29 protein-coding genes, 3 tRNA genes and 2 pseudogenes are annotated in these 25,810 nt (G+C 48.8%); 18 read left to right on the top strand and 16 right to left on the bottom strand.

Annotation, left to right across the window (positions count from 1 at the left end; genetic code table 11):
* The first annotated feature begins 7 nt into the window (after positions 1–7).
* The 18 genes and pseudogenes from atpA to EAO33_RS09060 all read left to right on the top strand — a co-directional run bounded on the left by atpA (position 8) and on the right by EAO33_RS09060 (position 13,855).
* Entirely contained in the window at positions 8–1,513 is a 1,506-nt protein-coding gene (gene atpA / locus EAO33_RS04970; protein ID WP_120945552.1) for a F0F1 ATP synthase subunit alpha, read from the top strand.
* 1 nt (position 1,514) lies between these two features.
* On the top strand, positions 1,515–2,408 hold the full coding sequence (gene atpG, locus EAO33_RS04965) for an ATP synthase F1 subunit gamma (protein ID WP_120945550.1): 894 nt from the start codon (positions 1,515–1,517) through the stop codon (positions 2,406–2,408).
* Between the two features lie 16 nt (positions 2,409–2,424).
* Positions 2,425–3,889, top strand: a pseudogene (atpD, locus tag EAO33_RS04960) (F0F1 ATP synthase subunit beta).
* Between the two features lie 9 nt (positions 3,890–3,898).
* Entirely contained in the window at positions 3,899–4,261 is a 363-nt protein-coding gene (atpC, locus tag EAO33_RS04955) for an ATP synthase F1 subunit epsilon (protein ID WP_120945548.1), read from the top strand.
* 2 nt (positions 4,262–4,263) lie between these two features.
* Positions 4,264–4,812 (top strand): MotA/TolQ/ExbB proton channel family protein, encoded by a 549-nt coding sequence (locus EAO33_RS04950; protein WP_120945546.1) that lies wholly within the window; start codon positions 4,264–4,266, stop codon positions 4,810–4,812.
* Between the two features lie 2 nt (positions 4,813–4,814).
* Entirely contained in the window at positions 4,815–5,216 is a 402-nt protein-coding gene (locus EAO33_RS04945) for an ExbD/TolR family protein (RefSeq protein WP_120945544.1), read from the top strand.
* The gene (locus EAO33_RS04940) at positions 5,216–5,875 is read left to right on the top strand and encodes a TonB C-terminal domain-containing protein (RefSeq protein WP_120945542.1); all 660 of its coding nucleotides are present in this window, start codon (positions 5,216–5,218) and stop codon (positions 5,873–5,875) included. Before EAO33_RS04945 ends, EAO33_RS04940 begins: the two co-directional genes overlap by 1 nt.
* The gene (gene tolB / locus EAO33_RS04935) at positions 5,875–7,116 is read left to right on the top strand and encodes a Tol-Pal system protein TolB (RefSeq protein WP_120945540.1); all 1,242 of its coding nucleotides are present in this window, start codon (positions 5,875–5,877) and stop codon (positions 7,114–7,116) included. The genes EAO33_RS04940 and tolB overlap by 1 nt, the downstream gene beginning before the upstream one ends.
* A gap of 59 nt (positions 7,117–7,175) precedes the next feature.
* Entirely contained in the window at positions 7,176–7,727 is a 552-nt protein-coding gene (locus tag EAO33_RS04930; RefSeq protein WP_120945538.1) for an OmpA family protein, read from the top strand.
* On the top strand, positions 7,727–8,722 hold the full coding sequence (locus tag EAO33_RS04925; protein WP_120945536.1) for a tetratricopeptide repeat protein: 996 nt from the start codon (positions 7,727–7,729) through the stop codon (positions 8,720–8,722). Before EAO33_RS04930 ends, EAO33_RS04925 begins: the two co-directional genes overlap by 1 nt.
* Positions 8,691–9,185: an FKBP-type peptidyl-prolyl cis-trans isomerase gene (locus tag EAO33_RS04920; protein WP_120945534.1), complete on the top strand. Its 495-nt coding sequence runs from the start codon at positions 8,691–8,693 to the stop codon at positions 9,183–9,185. The genes EAO33_RS04925 and EAO33_RS04920 overlap by 32 nt, the downstream gene beginning before the upstream one ends.
* Positions 9,186–9,204: 19 nt before the next feature.
* A complete protein-coding gene (locus EAO33_RS04915; protein WP_120945532.1) occupies positions 9,205–10,404 on the top strand; it encodes a homoserine dehydrogenase in 1,200 nt (399 codons plus the stop codon).
* On the top strand, positions 10,394–10,738 hold the full coding sequence (locus EAO33_RS04910; protein WP_120945530.1) for a YraN family protein: 345 nt from the start codon (positions 10,394–10,396) through the stop codon (positions 10,736–10,738). Before EAO33_RS04915 ends, EAO33_RS04910 begins: the two co-directional genes overlap by 11 nt.
* Positions 10,739–10,798: 60 nt before the next feature.
* Positions 10,799–11,116: a thioredoxin gene (gene trxA / locus EAO33_RS04905; RefSeq protein WP_120945528.1), complete on the top strand. Its 318-nt coding sequence runs from the start codon at positions 10,799–10,801 to the stop codon at positions 11,114–11,116.
* Positions 11,113–12,051 (top strand): thioredoxin-disulfide reductase, encoded by a 939-nt coding sequence (gene trxB / locus EAO33_RS04900; RefSeq protein WP_120945526.1) that lies wholly within the window; start codon positions 11,113–11,115, stop codon positions 12,049–12,051. The genes trxA and trxB overlap by 4 nt, the downstream gene beginning before the upstream one ends.
* Positions 12,051–12,818: a 4-hydroxy-tetrahydrodipicolinate reductase gene (gene dapB, locus EAO33_RS04895; protein ID WP_120945524.1), complete on the top strand. Its 768-nt coding sequence runs from the start codon at positions 12,051–12,053 to the stop codon at positions 12,816–12,818. Before trxB ends, dapB begins: the two co-directional genes overlap by 1 nt.
* A 14-nt stretch (positions 12,819–12,832) precedes the next feature.
* Positions 12,833–13,564: a uracil-DNA glycosylase gene (gene ung / locus EAO33_RS04890; RefSeq protein ID WP_120945522.1), complete on the top strand. Its 732-nt coding sequence runs from the start codon at positions 12,833–12,835 to the stop codon at positions 13,562–13,564.
* A gap of 81 nt (positions 13,565–13,645) precedes the next feature.
* Positions 13,646–13,855 carry a hypothetical protein gene (locus EAO33_RS09060; RefSeq protein WP_162982209.1) on the top strand — a complete coding sequence of 70 codons (210 nt, stop codon included), beginning with the start codon at positions 13,646–13,648 and terminating at the stop codon, positions 13,853–13,855.
* 41 nt (positions 13,856–13,896) lie between these two features.
* Here EAO33_RS09060 and EAO33_RS04885 read toward each other — a convergent pair whose 3' ends face one another.
* The 16 genes and pseudogenes from EAO33_RS04885 to radA form a co-directional block, all read right to left on the bottom strand.
* Positions 13,897–15,021: an NAD(P)/FAD-dependent oxidoreductase gene (locus EAO33_RS04885; protein WP_120945596.1), complete on the bottom strand. Its 1,125-nt coding sequence runs from the start codon at positions 15,019–15,021 to the stop codon at positions 13,897–13,899.
* Positions 15,021–16,121 (bottom strand): zinc-binding dehydrogenase, encoded by a 1,101-nt coding sequence (locus EAO33_RS04880; protein ID WP_120945520.1) that lies wholly within the window; start codon positions 16,119–16,121, stop codon positions 15,021–15,023. Before EAO33_RS04880 ends, EAO33_RS04885 begins: the two co-directional genes overlap by 1 nt.
* A 38-nt stretch (positions 16,122–16,159) precedes the next feature.
* Positions 16,160–16,981, bottom strand: a complete 822-nt coding sequence (locus EAO33_RS04875) for a YihY family inner membrane protein (protein ID WP_235853062.1) — start codon at positions 16,979–16,981, stop codon at positions 16,160–16,162.
* Positions 16,982–17,001: 20 nt separating this feature from the next.
* Positions 17,002–17,841 (bottom strand): biotin synthase, encoded by an 840-nt coding sequence (locus EAO33_RS04870; RefSeq protein ID WP_120945518.1) that lies wholly within the window; start codon positions 17,839–17,841, stop codon positions 17,002–17,004.
* A gap of 16 nt (positions 17,842–17,857) precedes the next feature.
* Positions 17,858–17,955, bottom strand: a tRNA-Sec gene (locus EAO33_RS09055).
* A 30-nt stretch (positions 17,956–17,985) separates the two neighbouring features.
* Positions 17,986–18,993 carry an A/G-specific adenine glycosylase gene (locus tag EAO33_RS04865; RefSeq protein ID WP_205589506.1) on the bottom strand — a complete coding sequence of 336 codons (1,008 nt, stop codon included), beginning with the start codon at positions 18,991–18,993 and terminating at the stop codon, positions 17,986–17,988.
* A complete protein-coding gene (locus tag EAO33_RS04860) occupies positions 18,977–19,765 on the bottom strand; it encodes a glycosyltransferase family 25 protein (protein ID WP_120945516.1) in 789 nt (262 codons plus the stop codon). Before EAO33_RS04860 ends, EAO33_RS04865 begins: the two co-directional genes overlap by 17 nt.
* Positions 19,765–20,603, bottom strand: a pseudogene (locus tag EAO33_RS04855) (sulfite exporter TauE/SafE family protein). The gene EAO33_RS04860 and the pseudogene EAO33_RS04855 overlap by 1 nt, the downstream one beginning before the upstream one ends.
* Before the next feature lie 82 nt (positions 20,604–20,685).
* Positions 20,686–21,324, bottom strand: coding sequence for a DUF2470 domain-containing protein (locus EAO33_RS04850; protein WP_120945514.1), 639 nt, complete (start codon positions 21,322–21,324; stop codon positions 20,686–20,688).
* A 76-nt stretch (positions 21,325–21,400) separates the two neighbouring features.
* A complete protein-coding gene (locus EAO33_RS04845; protein WP_205589505.1) occupies positions 21,401–22,396 on the bottom strand; it encodes an SAM-dependent methyltransferase in 996 nt (331 codons plus the stop codon).
* Positions 22,397–22,404: 8 nt separating this feature from the next.
* Positions 22,405–22,481, bottom strand: a tRNA-Met gene (locus EAO33_RS04840).
* Positions 22,482–22,484: 3 nt separating this feature from the next.
* Positions 22,485–22,559 (bottom strand) — tRNA-Gln (locus EAO33_RS04835).
* A gap of 8 nt (positions 22,560–22,567) precedes the next feature.
* Positions 22,568–23,692: a hydrogenase formation protein HypD gene (hypD, locus tag EAO33_RS04830; protein ID WP_120945512.1), complete on the bottom strand. Its 1,125-nt coding sequence runs from the start codon at positions 23,690–23,692 to the stop codon at positions 22,568–22,570.
* On the bottom strand, positions 23,685–23,912 hold the full coding sequence (locus EAO33_RS04825; protein WP_120945510.1) for a HypC/HybG/HupF family hydrogenase formation chaperone: 228 nt from the start codon (positions 23,910–23,912) through the stop codon (positions 23,685–23,687). The genes hypD and EAO33_RS04825 overlap by 8 nt, the downstream gene beginning before the upstream one ends.
* Positions 23,913–23,921: 9 nt before the next feature.
* The gene (gene hypB, locus EAO33_RS04820) at positions 23,922–24,659 is read right to left on the bottom strand and encodes a hydrogenase nickel incorporation protein HypB (RefSeq protein ID WP_120945508.1); all 738 of its coding nucleotides are present in this window, start codon (positions 24,657–24,659) and stop codon (positions 23,922–23,924) included.
* A gap of 58 nt (positions 24,660–24,717) precedes the next feature.
* The coding region (gene radA / locus EAO33_RS04815; protein WP_120945506.1) for a DNA repair protein RadA at positions 24,718–25,810 on the bottom strand (1,093 nt) is incomplete at its 5' end.

The following is a 25,810-nucleotide window of genomic DNA, read 5'->3' as shown; positions in this document are numbered from 1 at the left end:
AGAGAGAGTGTTAAAGCTAAAAGCAGAAGAGATTAGCGCAATCATTAAGGAGAGGATTGAAAATTTTGCCCCAGAGATCAATATCACCCAAGTGGGGCGTGTGATTGCCTATGCCGATGGGGTGGCGAAAGTCTATGGGCTTAAAGATGTGATGTCCTATGAAGTGGTGGAGTTTGACACGGGGGATCGCGGGCTAGCTTCCAATCTTGAAGAGGGGAGCATTGGGGTGATTGTGCTAGGAGGGGGCAAGCATATCAAGGAGGGCACTAGCGTCAAGCGCACCAAGCAACTTATGAAAGTGCCTGTGGGGGACGCTGTTGTAGGAAGGGTGATCAATACTTTGGGCGATCCCATTGATGGTAAGGGTCCCATAGGTGCTGAAGAATTTAGATTTGTGGAACAAAAGGCCCCGGGGATTATGGATCGCAAATCCGTGCATGAGCCCTTGCAAACCGGGATCAAAGCCATCGATGCCTTAGTGCCCATTGGGCGGGGGCAAAGAGAACTCATCATCGGGGACAAACAAACCGGTAAAACCACGGTGGCGGTGGATACCATCATCAACCAAAAAGATCAAAATGTGATCTGCATCTATGTTGCGATTGGGCAAAAAGAATCCACCGTAGCGCAGGTGGTGCGTAAACTAGAGGAATACGGCGCGATGGAATACAGCGTGGTGGTGAACGCCTCTGCCTCCGCTTCCCCAGCCATGCAATACCTTGCCCCCTATGCGGGTGTAACCATTGGAGAGTATTTTAGAGATCACGGTAGACATGCGCTGATTATTTATGACGATTTGAGTAAGCACGCCGTAGCTTACCGGGAGATTTCTTTGATCTTGCGCCGTCCTCCCGGGCGCGAGGCTTTCCCCGGAGATGTGTTTTACATCCACTCTAGACTGCTAGAGCGCGCTGCTAAGATGAGCGATGATAAGGGCGCGGGTTCTCTAACTGCCCTGCCCATCATTGAAACCCAAGCAGGCGATGTGTCCGCTTACATCCCCACCAATGTGATCTCTATCACGGACGGGCAAATCTTCTTAGAAACCGATCTGTTTTACTCAGGAATCCGCCCCGCCATCAATGTGGGGCTATCTGTCTCTAGGGTGGGTGGGGCAGCACAAATTAAAGGCACTAAGCAGGTGGCTGGGACCTTGCGCTTGGATTTAGCCCAGTATCGGGAGTTGCAAGCCTTTTCCCAGTTTGCCTCGGATTTAGATGAAGCCAGCCGCAAACAGCTAGAGCGCGGGCAACGCATGGTAGAAGTGCTCAAACAACCCCCCTATTCGCCTTTGCCCATTGAAAAACAAATTGTGATGATCTATGCCGGGGTGAAGGGCTTTTTGGACGATGTGCCGGCCAATAAGGTGGTTTCTTTTGAAGAGAGACTCTATCCCTTTTTGGAATCCAAATACCCCAATGTCCTAGAAGACATCCGCACCAAAAAGGTTCTAGACAAAGATTTAGAAGCCGCGCTAAAGGCGGCCATCGAAGAATTTAAATTAGGCTTTTAACATGGGTGGGAGTCTCAAAGATATTAGAAAAAAGATCGCCAGCGTCAAGAACACCCAGAAAACCACCCGTGCGATGAAGTTGGTTTCCACTTCCAAACTCAAAAAGACCGAAGAGGTCGCCAAAAAATCGAGGGTGTTTGCCGAAAAGCTCAATGAGGTAGTGGGGGATATTTGTGCCAAGATCAAGGCGCGCAATATCAAGGGGATTGAGAGCAAGTATTTCGCCCAACTCGAACATCCGGCTATCCAAAAGCTAGACATCATCTTTGTTACCGCAGACAAGGGACTATGTGGGGGATTCAACATGGCAACCATTAAAGAAGTGTTGCGCTACATCAATCTTTACAAGACTAAGGGAGTGAAGGTGCGCCTAAGGGGGATTGGTAAAAAAGGCGTGGCTTACTTTAGCTACAATGGAATTGACTTATTAGATAAGGCGATCGATCTAAGTAGTGCGCCGGATTACGAGCGCGCGAGCGCTTTTATTGATGGGGCAGTGCAGGACTATTTGAATGGTTTGACCGACAGCGTGTTGATCGTGCACAATGGTTTTAAAAATATGATCTCCCAAGAGTTGCGCGTGCAACAGATTTTGCCCTTGGACTTTGTAGAGCTTAACCCAAGTTCCCAAGAGGGGATTGTGGTTGAACCAGATGATGAGGAGGGGATCATTTTAGACGCGCTAGCTAAGAAATTCATCGACTTTAACATGTATTACGCCTTGCTAGATTCTTTAGCAGCAGAGCATAGCGCGCGCATGCAGGCGATGGACACGGCGACCAACAATGCCGGGGATTTAGTGAAGAGCTTGACCATTTCCTATAACAAGGCTAGACAAGAGGCGATCACCACCGAGCTTGTGGAGATCAACGCGGGCGTAGAAGCCATTAAGTAGTTTTTGAGGAGAGCAGATGGATACAGCACACACAGCAAATAATCAAGATAAGGGGAGTGAGGGCAAAATTATTCAGGTCATGGGACCTGTGGTAGATGTGGAATTTGAAGACTACCTGCCCGCTATTTACGAAGCACTGGATGTTCTTTATGATTTTGATGGGGAGGCTAAACATTTGGTGTTAGAAGTGGCCGCCCACTTGGGGGATAAACGCGTGCGCACCATCGCGATGGACATGACAGAGGGACTCACAAGAGGGCAAAAGGTGCTAGCGCGTGGCAAGATGATTGAAGTGCCTGTGGGCGAAGAAGTCTTGGGACGCATTTTCAATGTGGTAGGGGAGGTGATCGATGGGGGTGAGCGTTTAAAAGAACCTTTGACTTGGCCTATCCACAGAAGCGCCCCTTCTTTTGAACAACAGAGCACCAAAACCGAAATGTTTGAAACGGGCATTAAAGTCGTGGATTTGCTCGCCCCCTATTCTAAAGGCGGGAAGGTGGGGCTTTTTGGAGGGGCGGGGGTGGGCAAGACTGTCATTATTATGGAGCTCATCCACAATGTGGCTTACAAACACAGCGGTTATTCTGTCTTTGCGGGGGTGGGGGAGCGCACTAGAGAGGGCAATGATTTGTATTTTGAAATGAAAGAGGGGGGGGTGCTAGACAAGGTGGCGTTGTGCTATGGGCAGATGAATGAGCCTCCCGGGGCTAGAAATCGTATCGCCTTCACCGGCTTGACCATGGCAGAATACTTTAGAGATGAAAAGGGGCTTGATATTTTGATGTTCATTGACAACATCTTTAGATACGCCCAATCCGGGGCTGAGATGTCTGCGCTACTAGGGCGTATCCCCTCAGCGGTGGGTTATCAGCCCACTCTGGCTAGTGAAATGGGCAAACTCCAAGAGCGCATCACCTCGACCAAGAATGGCTCGATCACTTCTGTGCAGGCGGTGTATGTGCCTGCGGACGACTTAACAGACCCTGCGCCCGCTTCTGTATTTGCGCACTTAGATGCCACCACGGTGTTGAATCGCAAGATTGCTGAAAAGGGGATTTATCCAGCCGTTGACCCTCTAGACTCCACTTCTAGGATTTTAGACCCCCAAGTGATTGGCGAGGAACATTATAGGGTGGCTACAGGGATTCAGCAGATCCTGCAAAAGTATAAGGACTTGCAAGACATTATCGCCATTTTAGGGATGGACGAACTCTCTGAGGAGGATAAAAAAAATTGTCGGGCGGGCGCGTAAAATTGAGAAATTTTTATCCCAACCCTTCTTTGTCGCCGAAGTCTTTACGGGCAGTCCGGGCAAATATGTAACCTTGAAAGAAACTTTAGAGGGCTTTGGGGGAATTTTGGAGGGCAAATACGACAATGTGCCCGAAAACGCCTTTTACATGGTGGGCAATATCCAAGAAGTGGTGGAGAAATACGAGAAAATGAAGGCAGAGGGCAAGGATCAAAAGAGCGCGTCATAAAGGATAGATATGGGATTAGCCGTGAGTATTGTCGTGCCTCAGGGGTTGATTTTTTCAGGGGAGGTGGATCGCATCACCTTGCCCGGGGCAGAGGGGGAGTTTGGAGTCTTACAGGGGCATAGCAACATGGTGTCCTTGCTCAAAAGTGGGGTGATTGAGATCGAGCGCAACCAAGAAAGTAGTCTCATCGCTATTAGCTGGGGGTATGTGGAGGTCAAGCATAGCAGTGTGGATATTTTAGCCGATGGGGCGGTGTTTATCAAGGGCGATGATGAAGTTTACAAGGCTAAAAAACTCTTAGAAGACGCGACAGCCGATAGATTAGCCATCTCTAGCGTGATCGCGCGCATTGAAACGCGAGGTTTGAGGTAGGCGTGGCTTCTTTACAAAATTTCCTTTATGAGAGTGGGTTTGTTACCATTGTGGTGTTGGCTTGTCTATCTCTCTATTTTATTTTGACCCTGTGGGTATTTTTTTACAAGTATGTCGCTATCCGCACCAATATCCTCAAAGAACGCCAAGCCCTAGAAGCTCTGATGGCGGGTAATGCCAGCATGTTGAGTTTCAAGCTCTTTGAAAGCGCAGGGCGCTTTTCTAAGGAGCTCTTGCTAGTTTGGAAAAATCAAGTTCTGCAACAAAACACCACGGGCTTGGTGGTGTTGAGTATCATCGCCTCCACCGCCCCTTTTATTGGGCTCTTTGGCACTGTGGTAGAGATTCTCAACGCCTTTGGGCGTTTGGGGACTCAGGTTTCCTTTGATGTGATCGCCCCTGTGATCTCTAAAGCCCTAGTCGCCACTGCTGCAGGGATTCTAACCGCAATTCCAGCCTATTCGTTCTTCTTGATCCTAAAGCGCAAGGTTTACGATCTCTCTGTCTGTGTGCAAATGCAAATAGATATGTTGATCGCTAGAGAGGGTTAGCGGTGTTTGAGGCGGAACACTGGGATTTAGACAAACCCGATCTCAATATCACCCCTTTAGTGGATATTATGCTAGTCTTGCTTGCAATCCTAATGGTCGCTACCCCCACCATCACTTACCATGAACAGATTTCTTTGCCCAAAGGCGCGAAGAATAAACAAGCCAACCGCAACCATGTTTTAGAAATCCGCATGGATTTACAAGGCAAGATTTACATCCACGATAAGACCTATAGCTACGCCACTTTTCCAGACGCTTTCCGCGCGCTGGCAGGTAGTTACGACAAAAACACCGCGATCTATGTACGCGCTGACAAACGCTTGAGCTATGAGAAGATCATCTACTTGCTAAAAAGCATTAGAGAGGCGGGGTTTTCTAAGGTGTCTTTGATCACTAGCGCGTGATGGATAAAAAGCTAGCTATTGGATCTGGAATCTTAGCTTGCGCGTGTTATGCGATCTTGCTTATCTTATTACTCTGGCACACTCCCCCAAAAAGGGTTGTTATTCCAGAGAGTTTTGATGTATCCTTGATGCTAGATAGCGCGCCCAACCCCTTTGAGGATTTGGGGGTGAGTGGTATGTTTGCTGCTATTCCTGACAAACAGCCCTCACCTCCCAGCCAAACCAAGCAACGCCAATTGCAACGCGCCTTATTAGATAGCATGCAATTCAACCAGCACCAACAAGCTTTTGAAGATTTGCAAAGCAGTCTAAATACAATTAAAACACAGCTAAACACCCTGCAACACAAGAGCATTGATTTTCAAGTGCCCAAACAAGAACAAATATCCAAGCAAGAATACCAAGAGTGGTTTCAAGAATTGTATAAGATTCTCTATGGACGCTGGAAACTCAACTTCAAACAAGTCGCTTCTGTGGGGGCTCTCATTAGCATATCAGCCACAGGGCAGTTTAGTTACGCTATTGTGGAATATTCGCCCTTTTCAGACTACAACCAAGAGATCGAACACCTCTTAGACTCCTTGCAAAACCAAAAATTTCCCCCCTACCCCAAGGGGGCGATCACCCTCAAAGTTAATTTTAAGACAAAGGATCAATGATGCGGTTTTTATGGATCGTGCTACTCCAAACTTATCTCTTTGGGGTGGATGCGACTTTGGATATTGTGAAGAACATCCAAAAATTACCCAAAGTAGAAGTGCGCTACCTCAATAACGCCCAAGAACCCTATCTTTCTAAAATTTATAACATGCTACTCTCTGATCTTAAGATCAGCAACCATGCAGAGGCGATCGGGGCGGGCGCACAAAGCGAAAACATAGACTACAGCGCGCTAGCAGGACAGGGGGTTGAACTATTAGTCAGCTTGCGTGTGGATCAACTTGGACAAATCAATGTGCGTCTTTACGATGTCGCCCACCAAAATATTTTGGGAATCAAAGACTATGTCTTCACCAAAAAAGAACTCTTCCCTTTTATCGCGCACAAAGTTGCCATTGATGTCAATGACGCGCTCAAAGCCCCCTCCATTGCTTGGATGGCGCGCTTTGTGGTCTTTGCCAAATACATAAGACCCGGGGTAACTAATATCGTTGTAGCCGATTACAGCTTGACTTACCAGCAAGACATCATCAACAATGGCATGCTCAATGTCTTTCCCAAATGGGCTGATGGCGCACAGAGCGCGATCTATTACACCCAATACCTACGCAAACCCACTATCATCAAATACAACTTGCGCAATGGTTCTAGTGAAGTCATCACCCAAAGCGATGGCATGGCTGCTGTGTCCAGTGTGAGCCAAGATGGGGAGAAATTACTCCTCACGCTAGCTCCAGAAGGTCAGAGTGATATTTTTCTCTATGACACCACCAAAAAAACCCAAACCCGCTTGACTTCCTACCCGGGCATTGATGTGCTGGGGAATTTTGTCGATCACGAAAAAGCTATGGTCTTTGTTTCCGATCGCATGGGTTATCCTAATATTTATCTTAAAAAGCTCAAGCCGGACGCGCCAGTCGAGCAAGTGGTTTTCTACTCTAAGAACAACGATTCGGTCGCCACTTCTGGGGATAATATTGTCTATGTGAATCGCTCAGAGCGCGATGCCAATGGGCAGAGTAGTTTTAACCTGCATCTTATCACCCTCAAAAGCGATTATGTGCGCCGCTTGACAGCCAGCGGGGTGAATCAAATGCCCCGTTTCTCTAGGGATGGGGGGGCGATCATGTTCTTAAAAAAAGCCGCCCAGCAAAACGCTTTAGGGGTGTTGTTGCTAGATTACAACCAAAGTTACCTCTTTCCCCTAGAGAACACCCAAATCCAGTCCTTTGATTGGTAGTTTAAGAGAAAAAAGGCTACAATGAAAGGATTTTTTGCAAAAAAGCACAAAGGAGCATCATGAATAAATGGGCAGTGGCAGGGACTTTAGCGGTGTTTCTGGTGATTACGGGCTGTGCGCACCAAGAAGCGCAAGCCCCTCAACCTCCGCAGACCCAAAGCGCGCAACAACCCCAGACACAGGAACAACCTGTGCAAAACCAGACCGTGCAACCTGAAGAGGCACACCAAGAAGCCCCCAAAGTCGAACCAGAACCCCCCAAACCCCATATAGAAAGTGGTACAATCGTCAGCCAGGTCTATTTTGACTTTGACAAATACGATATCCGCCCAGACATGCAAGATGCCATCGATGAGGGGGCACAAAAAGTGCAAGAGTATAAAATGAAAGTGCGCTTAGAGGGCAATACCGATGAATTTGGCACGGGAGAATACAATTTTGCGCTGGGCAATAAACGGGCTTTGAGCGTGAAACAGGCGTTGGTGCTCAAGGGTATTGATGAGTCTGAAATCCAAGTCGTAAGTTTTGGGGAAACCAAGCCCATCTGCCAAGAGAAAACCAAAGAGTGTTATCAAAAAAACAGAAGGGTAGATGTTAAAGTCGTTGAGTAATGCGCCTATTTTATCTCTTGTGCTTTGTGGGAGGGGCTTTAAGTGCTGAACCCTCTGCCTTTGACTTGCAAAGCGGAGCGACCAAGCAAGAGCTAGGCGCGCTCAAATCCAGCAATAAGAGTTTACAGGGCATCATCACCACCCTCAAGGGGCAAACTGATGCCCTATTGCAAAGCCAAGAGGGACTCAAGAGCGTCTTTGAGGGGCAGGGGGTAAAACTCAAAGAAGTCAGCGATGCGCTAAACACGCATGATCAAGCCCTTAAAACCCTGAAAAGCACCCAAGAGATGCAGGGGAATTTGCTCAAAGAGCAAGCCAGCTTGATAGACTCACTCAAATCTCAGGTGGAGGCTAATAAGAACGCCCTCAACCAGCTAGATGAAAAACTCAATGGCATGAATATGCTCTTGACCCAAATGAATAGCGATTTTGCTACCAAATTGCAGTCTTTGCAAACTTCCCTTGAAGATCAAGCGCGCCTCAATGCCAAGAAACTCAAAGAGATTGCGCGTTTGGCAAGCGCTACCTCCAAAGCCACAACACCCTCACCAGAGAGCGCCTTTGAGAAAAACCCAGCCAAACGCCAAACCATCGCCAAAGAAGCCCTAGAACTCTACCACCAACAGCGCTTTAACCAAGCGCAACCACGCTTTGCATGGCTAGCTGAGATCAATTACAAACCTGCCTACCACAACTACATGGCCGGCGAATCAGCCTACATGCAAAAGCACTACAAAGACGCGATCGCTTTCTACAAGAAAAGCGCGCTCCTCAAGGATAGAGCCGACTACATGCCCGTTTTATTGTGGCACACGGCATGGGCGTTCAAATTCTTGGGCGATCAAAACAACCATGTCAAGTTCTTGCGTTCCCTCTCTCATCTCTACCCTGAGAGCGATCAAGGCAAAAGAGCGTTAAACGCCCTAGCAAAAGACACAAAATCTCATACAAAGGACACCAACAATGCCAACAAAAGCACAAGTAGCCACCATTGAATACCAAGTGATCGACCCTCAAACCCAAGAAGTCATTGACGCGAGCAAAAAGCCCTTAGAGTTTGTGCTAGGCGCAGGGCAGGTGATTGTGGGCGTGGAAAAAGCTCTTCAGGGGGTTAATATTGGAGAAAAGCTAGTCGTGGACATCCCCCCTCAAGAAGCTTATGGGCTTTATCGCACGGATTATTTGCAAGAAGTGCCCAGAGATCAATTTGAGGGAATCGAACTCAAAAGAGGCATGACCTTATTTGGACAAGGTGAGGATCAACAAAGTGTGCAGGTAAGTGTGAAGGACTTTAGCGAACAGATGGTGATGTTGGACTACAACCACCCTTTAGCGGGCAAAACCCTCACTTTCCACATCAAACTCTTGGATTTAAAAGAGGCTTCAGAGCAGGAGGTGGCGCGCGCGCAAGGGGGGAGCAAGTCGTGTTGTGGGGGGGGATGTGGTTGTAGACACTAGCTCAAGTTTCTAGAGCTGTATGCGCACTTTAAACATTGGTATCATCGGTCTTGGTTGCGTGGGGATGGGGGTAGTGGAGATTTTACAGCGCAACCAAGATTGGATCGCCCAACGCTGTGGGGCGCGCTTGCGCTTACACAGGGGTGTGGTGCGCGATCTGAGCAAAAAGCGCGCGTTACATTTCCCCCTTAGCGATCGCGTGCAAGACATTTTAGACGATCCAGACATTGACATTGTAGTGGAGTTAATGGGGGGCGTGCAAGAGGCTTTTGGGATCGCCAAACAGGTCCTAAACCGCAATAAAGCCTTTGTTACAGCCAATAAAGCCATGCTGGCACAGCACTACCACAGCTTGAGCCAAATGGCTAAACAGCCCTTGGGTTTTGAGGCTAGCGTAGGAGGGGGAATCCCCATTATCAGCGCGCTCCAAGATGGGCTTGGGGCTAATCAGATTTGCCAGCTTAGCGGTGTTTTGAATGGCACAAGCAATTTTATCTTAGAGCAGATGCAATTGGGCGCAAACTTCCAACAAGCCCTGCAACAAGCCCAAGCTTTGGGTTACGCAGAGGCTGATCCTAGTTTGGATATTAATGGAGAAGACAGCGCGCACAAACTCTTGATCTTAGCCACTTTGGCTTTCCACACCCACCCCACACTTGCCTATTTAGAGGGCATTGAGAACATCGAAAATGTGGACATACAACAAGCCAAACACTTGGGCTATTCCATCAAACTTCTAGCCCGCGCGCAACGCCAAGGTAGGCATCTTGCCCTAAGCGTGCGCCCCACTCTCATCCCTCAAGGGCATTTCTTAGCCCAAGTGCATGGGGTGATGAATGGCGTGCAAGTGGTGGGGGACTGCGTGGGCGAAACTTTCTTTTATGGGGCGGGAGCAGGGGGGTTGGCAAGCGCGAGCGCGGTGGTGAGCGATTTAATGGGGGTGGCTAAAAACCCCAAGCCCGCCCCCCTTGTGGAGTTGATCACCTATGCGCACACACAAATCCCCCAACCCTATTACTTGCGCACCATGGCTTTTGATTTTCCTAATTTGCAATCTGCGCTCCAAGACCATGGCATCGCTTTAGCCAGCCACCATGTAGAATCATCCCTAAGCATTTGTATCACCCAGCCCACCCTAGACTCCCATTTGCAAACAGCTCTAGCTAGCTTAGAGTCATGCTCTCAGCGCGTGCGTGCTTTTTGTGTGTATGAGTCGTGATCGAGGTTTAGCCGCTGAAGCATTAGCCTGTGCTTACTTAGTTGATCGTGGCTGTGTTGTCGTGGCGCGTAATTTTAGTTGCCCTTTTGGGGAGATTGACATCATCGCTTTGCGGGGGGGAGTTTTGCATTTTGTGGAGGTCAAGCAACGCCAACACACTTCGCCCATTTACGCCCTCACGCGTGCCAAGCTTGCTCGTCTTGCTAAGACCATCCAAGTTTACTTACAAAAGCATGCCCATGACATGCCCTATTGCATTGACGCGCTACTGATCAAGGGGAGTTTGCAACACCATACGATCGAGTGGCTAGAAAACATTGGGTGGTTAGAGTAAGGTGGACTTTATCTTTAGTGTTATAAAATGGGCGTTCTAACTAAAATTTGAGGAGTGATTGTGGCAAATTACATTGAGTTAACCAGTGAGAATTTTGAAAGCGTAACTGGTAGTGGCGCGGTTGTGGTGGATTTTTGGGCACCTTGGTGTGGACCTTGTAAGATGCTCTCCCCTGTGATTGACGAGTTGGCTAGCGAATATGAGGGCAGGGCGAAGGTGTGCAAGGTCAATACGGACGAACAAGAAGAGCTCTCCGCCAAATTTGGTATTAGAAGTATTCCCACCGTGCTTTATATGAAAGATGGAGTCGTGCAAAACCAAACTGTCGGAGCGCTTTCCAAGCAATCTCTTAAAGAACACATTGACAAGTTACTATGATTGATCTAGGCATTATTGGAGGCGGACCGGCCGGTTTGAGTGCTGGGCTTTACGCCACAAGGGGAGGTTTAAAAGAGGTTGTGCTATTTGAAAAAGGCATGCCCGGAGGGCAGATCGTCCAAAGTAGCGAAATTGAAAATTACCCGGGAGTCAAAGAGATTCTAAGCGGCATGGATTTTATGCAACCTTGGCAAGAGCAGTGTTTTCGCTTTGGACTCAGGCATGAGATGGCTTCTGTGGTGCGTTTGGGTTGGCAGGGGAAGTTCTACACGATCCAGCTAGAAGATGGGCGCAGTGTAGAGGCAAGGAGTGTGATCTTGAGCACGGGGGGTCGCCCTAAAAAGGCGGGTATCAAGGGCGAGGAAGAATTTTGGGGCAGGGGGGTTAGCACCTGCGCAACTTGCGATGGCTTTTTTTATAAGAATAAGGAAGTGGCTGTTTTAGGGGGTGGGGACACGGCTTTAGAAGAGGCGATTTACTTGAGTAAAATGTGTAGCAAGGTGTATTTGATCCACCGGCGCACACATTTTAGGGCTGCGCCCATCACCATCGAACATGCCAAACAAAACTCCAAGATCGAGTTTTTGACTCCAGCACTGGTGGAGGAGATTCAGGGTGATGCTAGTGGTGTGGGCGCGCTTGTGATCAAGCACACAGAAAGTGGCGCGCTACAAACGCTCCAAGTGCCCGCCATTTTCATTTTTGTAGGCTATGAGGTCAATAACGAGATTTTAAAACAAGAGGATGGGCGCATGCTTTGTGCCTGTGATGAATACGGGTCTGTAATGGTGGATTTGTCTATGAGAACCAATTTAAAAGGGCTGTTTGCTGCAGGGGATGTGCGTTCCCAAGCCCCTAAACAGGTGGTCTGCGCGGCTGGAGATGGGGCTACTGCTGCGCTTTCCGCCATCGCCTATTTGGATGCGCACCCCTAATGCTTAATATCGGTATCTTTGGGGCGAGTGGGCGCATGGGGCGTTTGCTGGTGCAAGAGACGAAAAAACACCCCGATCTATGTCTTTCTAGCGTCTTTGTGCGCAAAACTCTAAGCCCCTCCTTGATCCAAATTCTCCCTGAAAACACCTTTGTTACCAACGATTTAGAACAGTTCTTAGCCCATTGCGCGTTGGTGATCGACTTTTCCTTGCCCCAAGCCCTGCCTTCTTTATTAGCCACCCTGCATAAACACCCCCTGCCTCTAGTTTCTGGCACAACGGGCTTAGGCGCGCAAGTGTGGGAGGATCTACGCGCGTTAAGCCAGCAGATCCCTATTTTGCACTCCTCTAACATGTCCTTGGGCATGGCTGTGCTCCTTAAGGTAACTTCTATGATCGCCAAAGACTTAAAACACGCCAATATTGAGATTGTAGAAACCCACCACCGTTACAAGAAGGACGCACCTAGCGGAACTGCCTTGCATTTGGGGCGGGCGTGCGCGCAGGCTAGAGGTTGGGATTTTGAAAAGGTTTGCATGGCGCACAGAGATGCCCCGCGCCAAGAAGAAGAAATCGGTTTTGCGAGTGTGCGCGGGGGTGATGTAGTGGGTAAGCATGTGGTGGGCTTTTATTTAGATGGGGAGTATTTAGAGTTAGAACATGTGGTTACGGAGCGCAACATCTTTGCTAAGGGAGCTTTGCAGGTAGCTAAATGGCTTATTAGTCAGCCTCCGGGCTTTTATGGGGTAGAACATCTCTACCATTAAACGAGGGGGTTGTCTTGCTTTTCTACGCTCTAGCGCGTTTGGCTAATACCTCTTGGAGTGCTCTTTTAGAGCCCCTCACCCAAAGCCAAGCCTTTGCTACCCTCAATGAGAATTACAAGCAAGCCCTAATCCAAGCCCAAGCGCGCCAAAAGCTTGTTTTTCCCCTGCCTAGTGCCTTGTTCAAAGCTTTTGAAGTTACCCCTTTAGAAACATTGCACACGATTTTACTAGGTCAAGATCCCTACCATGGTGTCTTTAAGCACCACCAGCGCACTTACCCCTTGGCAATGGGTTTGAGTTTTAGTGTCCCCAGCCACGCACCCATCCCCAAGAGTTTGCAAAATATTTACCAAGAATTGCACCAGAGTCTAAATATCCCAAAGCCCTCCCATGGCAATTTAGAAGACTGGGCTAAACAGGGTGTGCTGTTGCTAAACGCGCTTTTAAGCGTGGAACAAGAACGCCCCAAATCACACGCACATCTAGGCTGGGAACACTTCACAAACGGGATTTTAACCCAGCTCTCCAAATTAGAACGCCCCTTAGTTTTTATTTTCTTAGGCAAGCTCGCCCAAGAAAAGTGCCAATGCCTAGTGAAAAACCCCCAGCACTTGATCTTATGTGCCCCCCACCCTAGCCCCCTAGCCCAGCACAAACCCCCTTTTTTTCTGGGCAGTGGGGTTTTTGTTAAAGCGCAAACATTTTTGCAAGCGCAAGGGATTTCTATGCAATGGGGCTTGACATGAAAGCGGAATTACGATACAATCGGGGCTTTTGAGAGCAAAAAAGAGGCGGAGAGGCGGAGTTGCCAGCCCCCGGCTGGGGGCTTGGAGCAACTAGTCTTGGTTGTTGCTGTTGTTGCTGTTGTTGCTGTTGTTGTTGTTGCGGTTGCTGCTGTTGCTGTTATTGCTGTTGCTGCTGTTGTTCCTGCTGCTGTTGCTGTTATTGCTGTTGCTGCTCATAGCTTGCTCCTTTCGTGTATTTGGAAACCTTGCGACTTCCATGCTGGAAATATAGCATGTCTTCTGTTTACTTAAGTAAACAGGTGTATTGAACGCCTAGTCTCTTTTAATTACCGCTAGGCTATTATATACCTTTTCCATCTCCAATCAATATATTTTTTCAACCACACCCCCCATTTTCCTGCCACATGCCATTTCCCCAAATGCCCGATAGCAAAATGCGCGCCCACAGAACAGATGATCCCCTTGGGCGCAAAAACAAAGGGCTTTGTAGGGGGTTTGTGCGCGCTAATCTGGTCAAATTCTTGACCCAAATAACGCCCCATTTGGCTGGCTAATTGGGCACTGGGGGGGTAGAATTTTCCCTCTGGGTCTTTGAGCGCGGCGCAATCTCCCAAGACAAAGATTTGTTGCCCGGGCATCTCTAGGGGTTCTAAAAAAGCATTGACTTCCACCCTAGCGCGCGCGCTTTTAAACAATATAGATTTTTCAATGACCTCATTCCCGCGCACCCCGCAAGTCCAAAAGAGAAAATCCGCTAAAATCTCTTGATCAACCCCTCCAAGTTCTAAGCGCACGCGATCGCTGTGGCAGGCTAAAATTTTACCCCCCAAGAGTAATTGCACCCCCCTTTTTTGCAGGTAATCAACCCCTTTTTGGGCTAGTTGGGGGGTAAACATCGGCAAAATAGTGGGCATGGCTTCTATGCAAGTGAGGCTATAGGCTTTAGGGGCGCATAGCCGTTCTAAGGTGTCGCTTAGAGCCCCCACAAGTTCAATCCCGCTAAACCCTCCCCCACACACCACCACACTAAAGGGGCGTGCCTGCTTAAAAGTTTGGATGGCTTGGAGTAAGGCTTGGTGGCTGGCTTGCGCGCTAGCAAAATTGACTAGGCTGTGGGCGTGTTCTTGCACCCCAGCCACACCAAAACTCTCGCTAGCAAAGCCCAACCCCACCACCAAATAATCATAAGCATAGCTCCCCTGTGTGCCCAACACGCTTTTTTCTTGAATCTCTAACACACGATCTTGAATAAAGCGCACTTCAGAGGGGAGAATTTGGCTTAAAGCAAGCGTGTAATTCCCTTGCACACCCGCTGCCACTTCATGCAAGAGCACACTAAAGTAATGCAGGGGAGATTCTGCAATCAAGGTGATTTGGCAACTAGAGCGCACCGCTACGCTCAAAGACTTCAAAAAGGCTAAAGACGCATAGCCCGCCCCCAGCACAACAAGGCGCATCACCACTTGATCGTAACAACTGGTTTGATGAAATTAGCCGGTTTGTCCTTCATCCACGCTAGGGCTTGGGCGATCTCTTCAAATTGCCCCTCTAGGTGGTGGGTGATGATGGGCTTGACATTGAGTTTTTTAGTTTGCAATAAGCGGGCAAGTTTTTCCATGCGGTAGCGTCCCCCCGGGGTGAGCCCACCCTTGATCGTCTTATGCCCCATCCCCACATTCCAAGCCAAGCGCGCGATGCGCAAATAATCCCCACTCCCAAAGTAATTGACATTGGAAACCACGCCCCCATTAGCCAAACAAGCGCACGCATCGCTTAAAATATCTGTCCCTCCCCCAGCGATGAGTATTTTATCAGCACCTGCTCCTTTGGTGAGCTCTAAAATCTGCTCTTGTAGGGGGGCTTTTTTAAAATCTATGTAATGGGTTGCCCCGTAGTGTTGGTGCGCCACTTCGTAGCGGAAGGGGATACAATCTATGGCGTAAATCTCGCTTGCGCCCATCAAATTTGCCCCCGCCAGTGCCATTAAACCCACAGGTCCCAAGCCCACAACCCCCACCCTATCCCCGGGTTTAATCTGGGCTTGCTCGGCGCAATGAAAACCTGTGGTGATCATATCGCTCAACATCACCGCATCGCGCAAATCCACGCCTTCAGGCAAGTGCCCTAAATTCCCATCGGCATCGTTGATGTGGACTTGTTGGGCAAATACCCCATCTTTGAAATTGGAAAATTTCCAGCCCGTGAGCGCGCCACTCTCATGCATAGCATACCCTCTTTGCGCGCCCAAAGAGCTCCAATTAGGCGTGATAGCCGGGATAATCACCTTATCACCCTCTTTGAAATCCTTGACTAAATGCCCCACTTGTAGGACTTCTCCCACACCCTCATGCCCTAAAAACATGCAGGAGCGCTCCCCAATCCCCCCCTCATAACAGGTGTGCAGATCAGAAGTGCAGGGCGCAACCGCTAAGGGGCGCACCAACGCATCCAAGGGACCGCACTCGAGCTTTTTACGCTCAGGCACCACCTCTTCTAGGTATTCCTTTTCAATAATGCCCACCTTGCCAATCCCCAACATCGCAAAACCCTTGATCATGAAAACTCCTTTATTAGAATATTAGCAAAACAAAGCACCTAACTCTCTTGCTCGCACACTTCGCAGGCGTAAAGCCCGAAGAGTAAGAGTAGCCAAGATATATAAATATAAGACATCAAAAACCACAAAATGGAGATCGAACCATAGAGTTCGTGGTAGGTGCGGTTGTAAAGGATATAGTAAACAAAACCCCATTTCATCACAGACCAACACACACTGGTGATGAGACTCCAAAGCAGGGGATGGCGTTTGCGCCTAAATACTTTATTGGTGGGCAGGAGGAATAAGAGCAAAAAAAAGAGATACGCGCTAAGCCAGCGCAAAAAAGCCAGCACCCATGTGTTTTCAACCACAAGGCGCATTTTGACATTGATAAAGATAATAATGGGCAAGACCACCAAGAACACCACCCCTGTTCCAAAGCCCCAGAACACAAAAAATTTTTTTCCCCTGAAGTTGAGATAATCTCTAGGGGCAGCGTTGAGGATTTGGGAAGCGATGTAGCGGTAGTTTTCGCAGAATAGGAAAAACGCCAGCGCGATGAAGCTAATCTCTACCACACCCAATGCGCGATCGCTACGCGCGAAGGATTTTAAAAAAAATTGGGTAACTTGGATAAAATCCGGGCTATTGGGGAAGAAGAAAGTTTCAAACTCAAAAGCCTTAGAAAAGGGGGCGACAAAGATCAGCGCGATAAAGAGCAAGATGGGCGATAGGGACAAAATGGTATAAAAACTCAGCGAAGAGGCGTAATAGAAAATTTGCGCCATCTCATCTAAACGCCCCTTGAGTTTGGGGCTCAATAAATACGAACATGCATAAAACACCCCCAACGCCATCGCCCCCACGCGCGCCAACACAGCGCGCCACCTCTTCCACATCAATGGCAGGTTGTGGCGATGCTTAGTCCGTAACTTTTAAGCATGTCTAAATCTTTGGCTGGGGTGTGCCCTTTGGTGGTGAGATAATCCCCCAGCACGATCGCATCCACCCCGCAATCAAAGATCTCCCTTTGGCGATCCTTAAAAACGACTTCTCTGCCCCCAGCGATCATCAAACGCGTCTTGGGCAAAAATTCTTTAGCTAGGACTAAACATTCTAGGGCTTCTTGAGGGTCTAGGATTTCTTGCTGTATGGGCAAAGCTGGGTTAGGGATGAAGAAGTTAATGGGCGTAGTGGCTGGGGTTAAGCTTTGCAGGGCGCGCAACATCTCAATGCGCTCTGCGTAGCTCTCGCCCAAACCAAAGATTCCCCCACTGCATAGCCCCAAACCCACTTCCAAAACATGTTCACAAGTTTCAAAGCGTTCTTGCCAAGGGTGGGTAGAACAGATTTTAGGGAAAAAGCTTTGCGCGCTCTCTAAGTTGTGGTTATAGCTGTCAATACCATTGTCCTTTAAAAAGCGCAACGACTCTTTATCAGCCCTGCCACAACATGCAATCAGGTGCAAATCGGGCTCCTCTTGCTTGATGGCACGCGCCAGCGTGGCGATATAATCGCATTTCTTGCTATCCAACCCCCGCCCCGAGGTTACCAAACAAAAGCCCAACGCTCCAAAAGAGTGCCAATGCTTGGCTTCTAAAACCACCGTTTCTGTCTTCTTGTATTTGTAGCGTTTGATCTGGCCTTGGTGGTGCGCGCTTTGGGTGCAATAAGCGCAATCCTCACTACAATCCCCGCTACTCACATTAGAAATAGAACATAGAAAAATCTCTTGCATATTAGCCTTTCACAAGTGGCAAGAGAGCCAAAGAATCGAACTTTGCAACGCTTAGGACACCTAAACGCTCTTTGGGTTTGAAGCCCAAGGCACGCACCAGCCATGCTCGCTCTCCGCTTAAAAGTATAGCAAACTCTTTAAAATTTAAACTTTCAAATACCTTTGGCACACCGCCCATAACTTAGCCCCAAGCGCGCTAGTAGGGTAGGCATCTAAGGCGTTGAGATTTAGCAATACCAAGCCTTCGGGTTGTAAATCTTGTAACTGGGCTTGGTAGAGCAAAGCTTGCACGCGGTATTTGGTGTAGCTATGTTGGACACTCCCCAACAAGGGCAAAGTTACCAACTCTTGATGGTTTAGAAGTGGGAATTGGTAGAGATAGGCATAGAGCCCTTGGGTGCTATAGCACATGTAAAGCCCCGTGTTTTGCACGCATAGCCCGTAGTGCAATGTCAAAGGAATGTTGGGGGTTTTCTTGTTAAGACTAAAGCGTTCTGGCGCGTTTTTACCCTGACAGGCAACACTCAAGGGGCAAAGATGGCATTTAGGGGTTTTGGTGCAAACAAGCGCGCCCAAGTCTATCAAGGCTTGGTTGTGATCAAAGGGGTTGGCTAAATTCACAAAGGCATTAGCGTGTTCTTGCAGGATTGAACTCAATTTGGGCGTTTTGGGAGCAATCCCAAATAGGCGCAACAACACCCTAGCCACATTCGCGTCCACTACCCCCACCGCCCATCTAAACCCAAAACACAAAATCGCATGCGCGCTATAAGCCCCCACCCCGGGCAAGGCGCGCAAGGCGGCGTAATCTTGGGGTAATTGAGCGCCATATTTATCGCAACAAATTTGCGCGCTTTTGTGGAGATTTCTAGCCCTTGTGTAATAGCCCAAACCCTGCCATAGGCGTAACACGCGATCCAAAGGCGCGCTGGCTAGATCGCTCAAAGTGGGGAAAGCCTGCAAAAAGGGGGGTAAATATTTCTCTAACACCACGCTAATTTGCGTCTGCTGGGACATGATCTCTGAAACATAGATTTGATAGGGGGCATTAGGACCGCTTAAATGGCGGATGGGCATGTCCTTGCGCCCATGCTTGGCATACCACTTTAATAAAGCCTCTTGGAGCTTGGGGTGGTTAGTGGAATCTGACATAGAGGCGGTTTAACTCCCTAAGCCATGCTAAAGAACGCGCGCATTTGTGTTCCTCTCTACCCACATGGCTTTGTGCGCTCAAGCGCTGTTCTTCAGCGATGATAAAAGGCTCGATCACAAAATTTTTGATACCGTGCAGATAGGGATTCTCCATTACCCAATCTACAGGCATCACCCATTTATTTTCACTCACCTTTAAAAAGGTAGAAGCGACTTGGGGGGTGATGCAATAGCCCTGCGCGCCACTCCCGCATGTGTTCTCTTGGATTTCTTGCACTCTAGGGAGCACTGTGGGGGTTTTGGGGTAAGCAAATAAATGCATCAAGCGCACCCAACCTAAAGCCTCCAGATGTGTTTGCAGATAGTCCAAACCCTCAAAGAAGTGGGGTTTTAAGATAATGTCGTCTTCAAGCACGCAAATAGGCTCTTGCAGAGCCACGCAGTGTTGCCACAGCGTGTAGTGGCTCGCATAACAACCAAGCTCCCCCAAGCTCATCATCTTCCCCCTGAATTTGATCGCGTAGTAACACGCCTCTAGCCATGTCTGGCAATTCCTCTTAAGCCCTACATGGGGATTGATAAAATAACTCTGTGCGTGGGCGCGCACTAGGGGATGTAAGCCTCCCTTGCTCTTAGCGTAAATCGCTTCAAAAACCTCTATCTTGTGCTGTTTTTGGGTGCGTAACGCGTCTAAAAGCGGGTTAATGTCGCGCTCGTGCAAACCATGCTTGGCGCAGGTGGCTTGGCTAAGGTGGATGATGAAAATGCGCATTAGATTAGAGATTGGATCAGCTTATAAAGCGTGGCTAGAATACTCAAGGCGTAAATGCCAAGTAAAAGCGTCTTATGGATGCGTTCATTAGCCAACAAGATGAGTTTAATCCCCAAACCCACCCCCAAGAGCGCGCCTAGTCCTGTGATAGAACCCGCTTGCAAAGCCCTGTCATCTAGCACCCCAGAGTGGTATAAGGCGATCACCCCGGATAAAGAAGAGAATATCACAAAGAATAGCCCTAGTGGCACGATCTTTTGGGTGCTGTATTTGAGAAAAAAGCCCAAAAAGGGCACCATTAAAATCCCCCCACCCATGCCAAGCGGAATAGAAAAAATACCCGTGATCAATCCGGCCAAGATCAAAATGGCGTGGGTTTTATCCAAATGCCAGCGCGCAGAGGGGATATTGGGGGGGGTTTTTGGGCGTGCATGTAAAAGTGGGCGTTTTGGTAGTGTTTGTGGGCTTGGTGTTTGTGCCCAAAGGCGTATTTAATAAAGGTGTAACACACCACCAACACAAATACCCCCATCAAAATGCGATCGTCTAGGAATTTGAGTAAAACACTCCCCACAAGTGCCCCTATTAGCCCTCCTAGGGCGGCAAAAACACCCTCTTTTAAATCCAATAAACCCTTTTTATAATTGATAATAGAGCCCACTAGGGAGGAAAATAGCATTTGGGCTAGGGAGATCCCCACGGCATGGCTGTAGCTAAAACCGGCAAAAATCACGGCGGGCACTACGATCTCACCCCCTCCAATGCCAAAGAAGCCGGCCGTAACTCCGGTGAGAAAACCCACCGCGCCTAAGATAAACATCTCTGCGCTCTCAAGCATCACACACGCCAAACACAATAAACTGACATGAAACCCCCTCTGTTAAGTTGAGATAAAGCCCCCCCAAAGGGGGGAATGCGGGCTATCTGCGCACTGATCTGCGATCACGCCCTCGGGATTCACCACCGGGTATATCCCTGCATTCTAGGTCTTGCCCTACGCGCCTTTCGCGCACAAAATTGTCCACAGAGGGAACACCCACCACGGGGGGCATAAACCCTTGTGGCACGCACACCATGCCTGGCTGTCCCCACACCATTGTAGGGCAACCTCCCATGAACATGGGTTGTGCCATGTTAGGATACACATGACCCACTTGTGGGATACACATGCCCATCACCATGCTTGGATGCACGCCCCCCATAGGGTAACCACCCACCATAGGGAACATCGCTTGTGGGATAGCCTCCCTAGAAAAACTCTCCGCTTCAATGCGGCGATCGCGCGCTTGTGGGTATTCCCTCTCTCTGGGGCTAATAGAGGTGCATAGAGCGATGATCGCGCCCCTAATGCCCTCTGTGCTCTCTACACTAATGGGGAAAGCGATGTGTAACACTTCTTCTATTCCCTCTAAAATATAGGCGATCTCAATGCCCTCTAAAGTCGCGTTTTTCAAAGAGACATTGCGCGCCCCTTCAATATGCCCATACCTTGCCAGCAAAGCTTCCATATCCCTGACATGGTGCTTATTCATGTGATCTAAGATGACTCGTGTTTCCACCTCTTATCCTTATGTTAAAGATTTTTGTAACACCGGCGTTACACCTCATATTATAGCATAGAAAAGCAATAGCGCATTATCCGGGCGCAAAACTAGCCACTATAAGCGCTTTAAAACGCTCTCCAAAGGCACTAGGATCGACAAGCGCACGCGCTTTAAGTGCCTCTCTTTGATAAATATTAAAGGGCATGTGTGTTTTAAAGAGTTCAAGCAGTTGGAGCAAACCCATGTTAACCAACGCTTTAGCTTGGGTGCCATAAAAAAGAGAACACGCCCCTTGTTGGGACAATAAGCATTCTAGGTGTTTGAAATCCACATCGTAAGTCAAGTCCGTGCGCTGGTAAAGCGTGGCTAAATGCTCTAAAATGTCTGTGAAATCCAAGACTCTATGTTGCCAATAAGCCCTCAGATCGACCCTGTCTAGTTTGCCATATTGCCCGTAGTCAAAACTCACAAGAATCCATTTAGGCGCGCGCTTTAGGGCTTGGGTTAGATCCTTGGTATACTCTTGCCATAGGGGTGCACAACCTTCTAGCAAAGAGGTATCGCGCCACAGGGGAGTAAAATCTCTAGCAATGTAAAGCATTTTTCCCCCCTGCACGACCTCACAGGGGAAACTGTCCCATAGCTCATTGCAGTAGACAAACAAATTTGTGTCTGTAGGGAGTTCTAGGGGGCGGGAGATACATTGGAGCGTGATCCCCCTTTGGGCTAAATAGGCTTGTTGTAAGGCGCGCAAATGCGCTAAAGGCTCTAGAGTGATCCAGCGCACCTGCTCTAACACCCCGCTAGATAAGGCGCGCAAAAAAGAGAGCACATCACCCAAGAGTTGCCCCCCGTGCGCGCCGATCTCCACAACACTCAAGGGGAGGGTGAGTTGCCCCTTTTCTAGCAAATCTAGCAGATAAAAAGCTAAAGTTCCCCCAAAGAACGCGCTCGCGCTCACGGCTGTGTAGAAATCCCCCCCTCTTCCCACGCGTGCGCGCGTGTAATAACCCCCATGCCCGTAGAGCCAATGCGACATCAACGCGCTAAAGGGTTTTGGATTCTCAAAAGATAAGGATTGTTCCATGGGTTACTTGGTTGCGGGAGATGGATTTGAACCACCGACCTTTGGGTTATGAGCCCAACGAGCTACCGGACTGCTCTACCCCGCGTCGTGGCTGGGGTACAAGGATTCGAACCTCGGAATGGCAGGACCAAAACCTGCTGCCTTACCACTTGGCGATACCCCAACAAAACGCTAATTATACTCCATTTTAAATTGCTTGTCAAGAAAATAGCGATAATAAGCCGCGCATGCGCCCTCAGAGCTAACCATGCACGCGCCTATGGGGCGGGTAGGTGTGCAGACTGTATTAAAAAGCGTGCAATCTAAAGGTTTGGCTACCCCTTTTAAAATCTCACCGCATAAACAAGCCTTAGCGTCTTGGCTGGCATGCTGGGGCAAATGTTTAGCAAAGACCACTTCTGCGTCTAAATCTTGGTATTGTGGGCGTATTTGTAGCCCAGAGTGGGCGATCTCTCCTAGCCCACGCCACTCAAAGCTAGAGCGCACTTGCATGGTTTTTTCAATTAAGGCTTGGGCTTTGAGATTGCCCTGCATACTCACTGCGCGCGTGTATTGGACTTCTAGGCGCGCTTCTTGTCGTTGCACTTGCTGGAGTATGCGCCAAATGCCCTCCAACATATCTGCAGGTTCAAACCCGGCAACCACAATAGGGATTTTAAACTCTTGCACCAAGGGTTGGTAAATGCGCGCCCCGGTGATCACACTCACATGCGCGGGCGCGATGAGGGCGCGGATATGAGAATCGTGCAATACGGCGCGCACGCTGGGGGGCACTAGCACATGGTTGATGTGTAAAAAGAGATTGGACAGTTTCTCTTCTCTAGCCCGTAGGATCAAGCTTGCGCTCATGGGCGTGGTGGTTTCAAAACCAATGGCAAAGTAGATCACTTGTTTATGGGGGTTGGCTCTAGCGATCTCAAGGGCTTGCAAGGGGCTGTAGACAAAACGCACAGCTCTACCTTGCGCACGCAAATCCTGCAAAGTCCCATCGCTCCCAGGCACTCTTAGCATGTCTGCTAGAGCAAGCAAGATGGCATCTGGCATGCGCGCCAAAGCTAGCGCGTGATCGATGCGCAATTTGGGCATCACACACACCGGACAACCCGGACCATGCACAAAACGCAGGCGCGAATCTAGCAAATGGAGCAGACCATAGCGCATGAGCGCGTGGGTGTGCCCCCCGCACACCTCCATGATGGACAAAGGGAGAATTGAAGTAGGGAGTTTAGAGATTAAGGCGTTGATTTGTTTGGCAAGCCCAAGAATCGCCTCTTTTTGTCTAAAGCCTTCAATCATCTACGCCTTCAATCATCTGGGCGTAAAGTTTTAGGGACTCTAAAGCGTCTTGTTTGTCAATTTTGCCCATCACAAAGCCCACATGCAAGAGCACGAAATCCCCCACCTGCACCTCTTCGTTCATCAAATCCAAGCTCGCCTCTCTTTGCACGCCCATGGTTTCTAGCAATGCCATGTTGCCCTTGATGGCGATCACTTTAGAGGGAATGGCTAGACACAAAAGATACCCTTAAAATACATGGGCGGATTGGTAATTGCACGCCCTATTTGCCACTAAGAAATCTTTAAAGGCGCGTAAGCTCTCCATGTCCTTATTGCTAAGGGTGAAAATGGGTGTGCCGGGTTTGAGTTTCTCCATGTCCTCTTGCACCTGCGCTAGGCGGAAGTTAAAGACCTCCATTAAATCCGCCTTGCTCACCACCACTGCGTCCGCACACAAGAACATAGTAGGGTATTTGAGCACTTTATCATCGCCCTCTGGGGTGGATAGCATGACAATATTCATCGCCGCGCCCAAATTATAACTAGAGGGGCACACCAAATTGCCCACATTTTCAATGACAAGGTAATCGCTGGCTTTAAGCACGCCTTGTTCTTGCAAAATGTCATAAGCCCCCTCAATCATAGCTGCCTCCAAGTGGCAGGCTTCCCCCGTGGTGATCTGCTGGGCTGACACCCCCTTTTTTAACAATCTGTCCGCATCGCGGTTAGTCTGCAAATCCCCCTCAATGACACAGAATTTAAAATCCTCAAAATCAGCCAAACTTTCTAAAAGTGTGGTTTTACCACTGCCCGGAGAGCTCATGAAATTGAGGACATACAGCCCATCGGCTTGGTAGCGTTTTTTCATTTCTAGGGCTTTTAGATCGTTCTTGCTTAAAATCCTTTCCACCACCCGCACATCTTTTTGACTCAAGTTGGGGTTATTTTGGAGGGATTGGGTCCGTGTAGAGGTTTTTTCTTGCACGCGTTCTCCTTAAAAATCATATTAAAAGACCATGCTAACATAAAAGGTTTAACACGCACTACATCCACTCTAAGATCTTAGACACTTCTGTGGCTTCGTAGCAAATGATGGGGGTGGATAAGGTGGGTTTTTTGGGCACAATGGCTTTCAAAAAGCCGTAATTTTCCATTTCCTTGATACGCATATTGATGTCTGGCACTTCTTGCACACAACCTGTTAAACTCACTTCCCCGATGAAGGCGGTTTTATTGCTAATGGGGCGTTCTCTTAGACTAGAGAGAATGCTAGCGATCACAGCTAAATCCGCGCTAGTTTCGCTGATTTTAATCCCTCCGGAAACATTGATGAAGACATCGTAGCGGTTTAAAGGGATCTCTAGCTTTTTTTCTAGCAAGGCTAAGAGCATGTGTAAGCGGTTGGTATCAAAGCTAGTGGCTAGGCGTTTGGGATTATGCAAATTGCTTTCACACACTAAGGCTTGAATCTCCAAGATCAACGCCCTAGACCCCTCTAAGACCACACTAAGAGCGCTCCCTGCCAAACTCTCTTGTTGGGAGAAAAAGAGTTTAGAGGCTTCTTTAGCGCTAATCAAACCCTCAGGGCGCATCTGGAAGATTCCCACCTCACTGGTGGCTCCAAAGCGGTTTTTAAAACTACGCAAAATGCGCAATTCTTTACTGGGATCGCCCTCAAAGTAAAGCACGCTATCGACCATGTGTTCTAGCACCCTAGGACCTGCAATAGAACCCTCTTTAGTGATATGCCCGATGATGAAAATGGCGATCTGCCTAGCTTTGGCTAGGCGCATGAGCTCAAAGGTGCTTTCGCGCACCTGTGAGATGGACCCCGGGGCTGCCCCAATCTGGTTAGAATAAAGGGTTTGGATCGAATCAATGACGCACAAACTATAGCTTTGATCACCCAAATGGGCTTTAATCTGCTCTAAATCAATGCTATTGAGCAAAAATAATTGTTCGCGCAAACAATCCAAGCGCACCGCGCGCAAATAAATCTGCCCCGCGCTCTCTTCCCCACTCACATACAGCACCCTTTTGCCCTGCCCTGCTAATCCTCCGGCCACTTTTAACAACAAGGTAGATTTCCCCACCCCCGGACTCCCCCCCACCAAATACAACCCCCCGGGCACAACC

It is taken from the genome of Helicobacter labacensis (assembly GCF_003660285.1).
GTDB lineage: Bacteria > Campylobacterota > Campylobacteria > Campylobacterales > Helicobacteraceae > Helicobacter > Helicobacter labacensis.
Note: the sequence above shows the minus strand (reverse complement) of the source record. Positions and strands in the feature narration are given on the sequence as shown.

What these genes read in the sequence shown, in the direction of transcription:
- EAO33_RS04865 (WP_205589506.1), bottom strand. Translation starts at nt 18,993, where the DNA reads ATGTCAGATTCCACTAACCACCCCAAGCTCCAAGAGGCTTTATTAAAG.
- EAO33_RS04915 (WP_120945532.1), top strand. Translation starts at nt 9,205, where the DNA reads ATGCGCACTTTAAACATTGGTATCATCGGTCTTGGTTGCGTGGGGATG.
- atpC (WP_120945548.1), top strand. Translation starts at nt 3,899, where the DNA reads ATGGGATTAGCCGTGAGTATTGTCGTGCCTCAGGGGTTGATTTTTTCA.
- EAO33_RS04930 (WP_120945538.1), top strand. Translation starts at nt 7,176, where the DNA reads ATGAATAAATGGGCAGTGGCAGGGACTTTAGCGGTGTTTCTGGTGATT.
- EAO33_RS04920 (WP_120945534.1), top strand. Translation starts at nt 8,691, where the DNA reads ATGCCAACAAAAGCACAAGTAGCCACCATTGAATACCAAGTGATCGAC.
- EAO33_RS04885 (WP_120945596.1), bottom strand. Translation starts at nt 15,021, where the DNA reads ATGCGCCTTGTTGTGCTGGGGGCGGGCTATGCGTCTTTAGCCTTTTTG.
- EAO33_RS04910 (WP_120945530.1), top strand. Translation starts at nt 10,394, where the DNA reads ATGAGTCGTGATCGAGGTTTAGCCGCTGAAGCATTAGCCTGTGCTTAC.
- EAO33_RS04940 (WP_120945542.1), top strand. Translation starts at nt 5,216, where the DNA reads ATGGATAAAAAGCTAGCTATTGGATCTGGAATCTTAGCTTGCGCGTGT.
- trxB (WP_120945526.1), top strand. Translation starts at nt 11,113, where the DNA reads ATGATTGATCTAGGCATTATTGGAGGCGGACCGGCCGGTTTGAGTGCT.
- atpG (WP_120945550.1), top strand. Translation starts at nt 1,515, where the DNA reads ATGGGTGGGAGTCTCAAAGATATTAGAAAAAAGATCGCCAGCGTCAAG.
- EAO33_RS04860 (WP_120945516.1), bottom strand. Translation starts at nt 19,765, where the DNA reads ATGCGCATTTTCATCATCCACCTTAGCCAAGCCACCTGCGCCAAGCAT.
- EAO33_RS04870 (WP_120945518.1), bottom strand. Translation starts at nt 17,841, where the DNA reads ATGCAAGAGATTTTTCTATGTTCTATTTCTAATGTGAGTAGCGGGGAT.
- hypD (WP_120945512.1), bottom strand. Translation starts at nt 23,692, where the DNA reads ATGATTGAAGGCTTTAGACAAAAAGAGGCGATTCTTGGGCTTGCCAAA.
- EAO33_RS04925 (WP_120945536.1), top strand. Translation starts at nt 7,727, where the DNA reads ATGCGCCTATTTTATCTCTTGTGCTTTGTGGGAGGGGCTTTAAGTGCT.
- EAO33_RS04845 (WP_205589505.1), bottom strand. Translation starts at nt 22,396, where the DNA reads ATGGAACAATCCTTATCTTTTGAGAATCCAAAACCCTTTAGCGCGTTG.
- dapB (WP_120945524.1), top strand. Translation starts at nt 12,051, where the DNA reads ATGCTTAATATCGGTATCTTTGGGGCGAGTGGGCGCATGGGGCGTTTG.
- tolB (WP_120945540.1), top strand. Translation starts at nt 5,875, where the DNA reads ATGCGGTTTTTATGGATCGTGCTACTCCAAACTTATCTCTTTGGGGTG.
- EAO33_RS04880 (WP_120945520.1), bottom strand. Translation starts at nt 16,121, where the DNA reads ATGATCAAGGGTTTTGCGATGTTGGGGATTGGCAAGGTGGGCATTATT.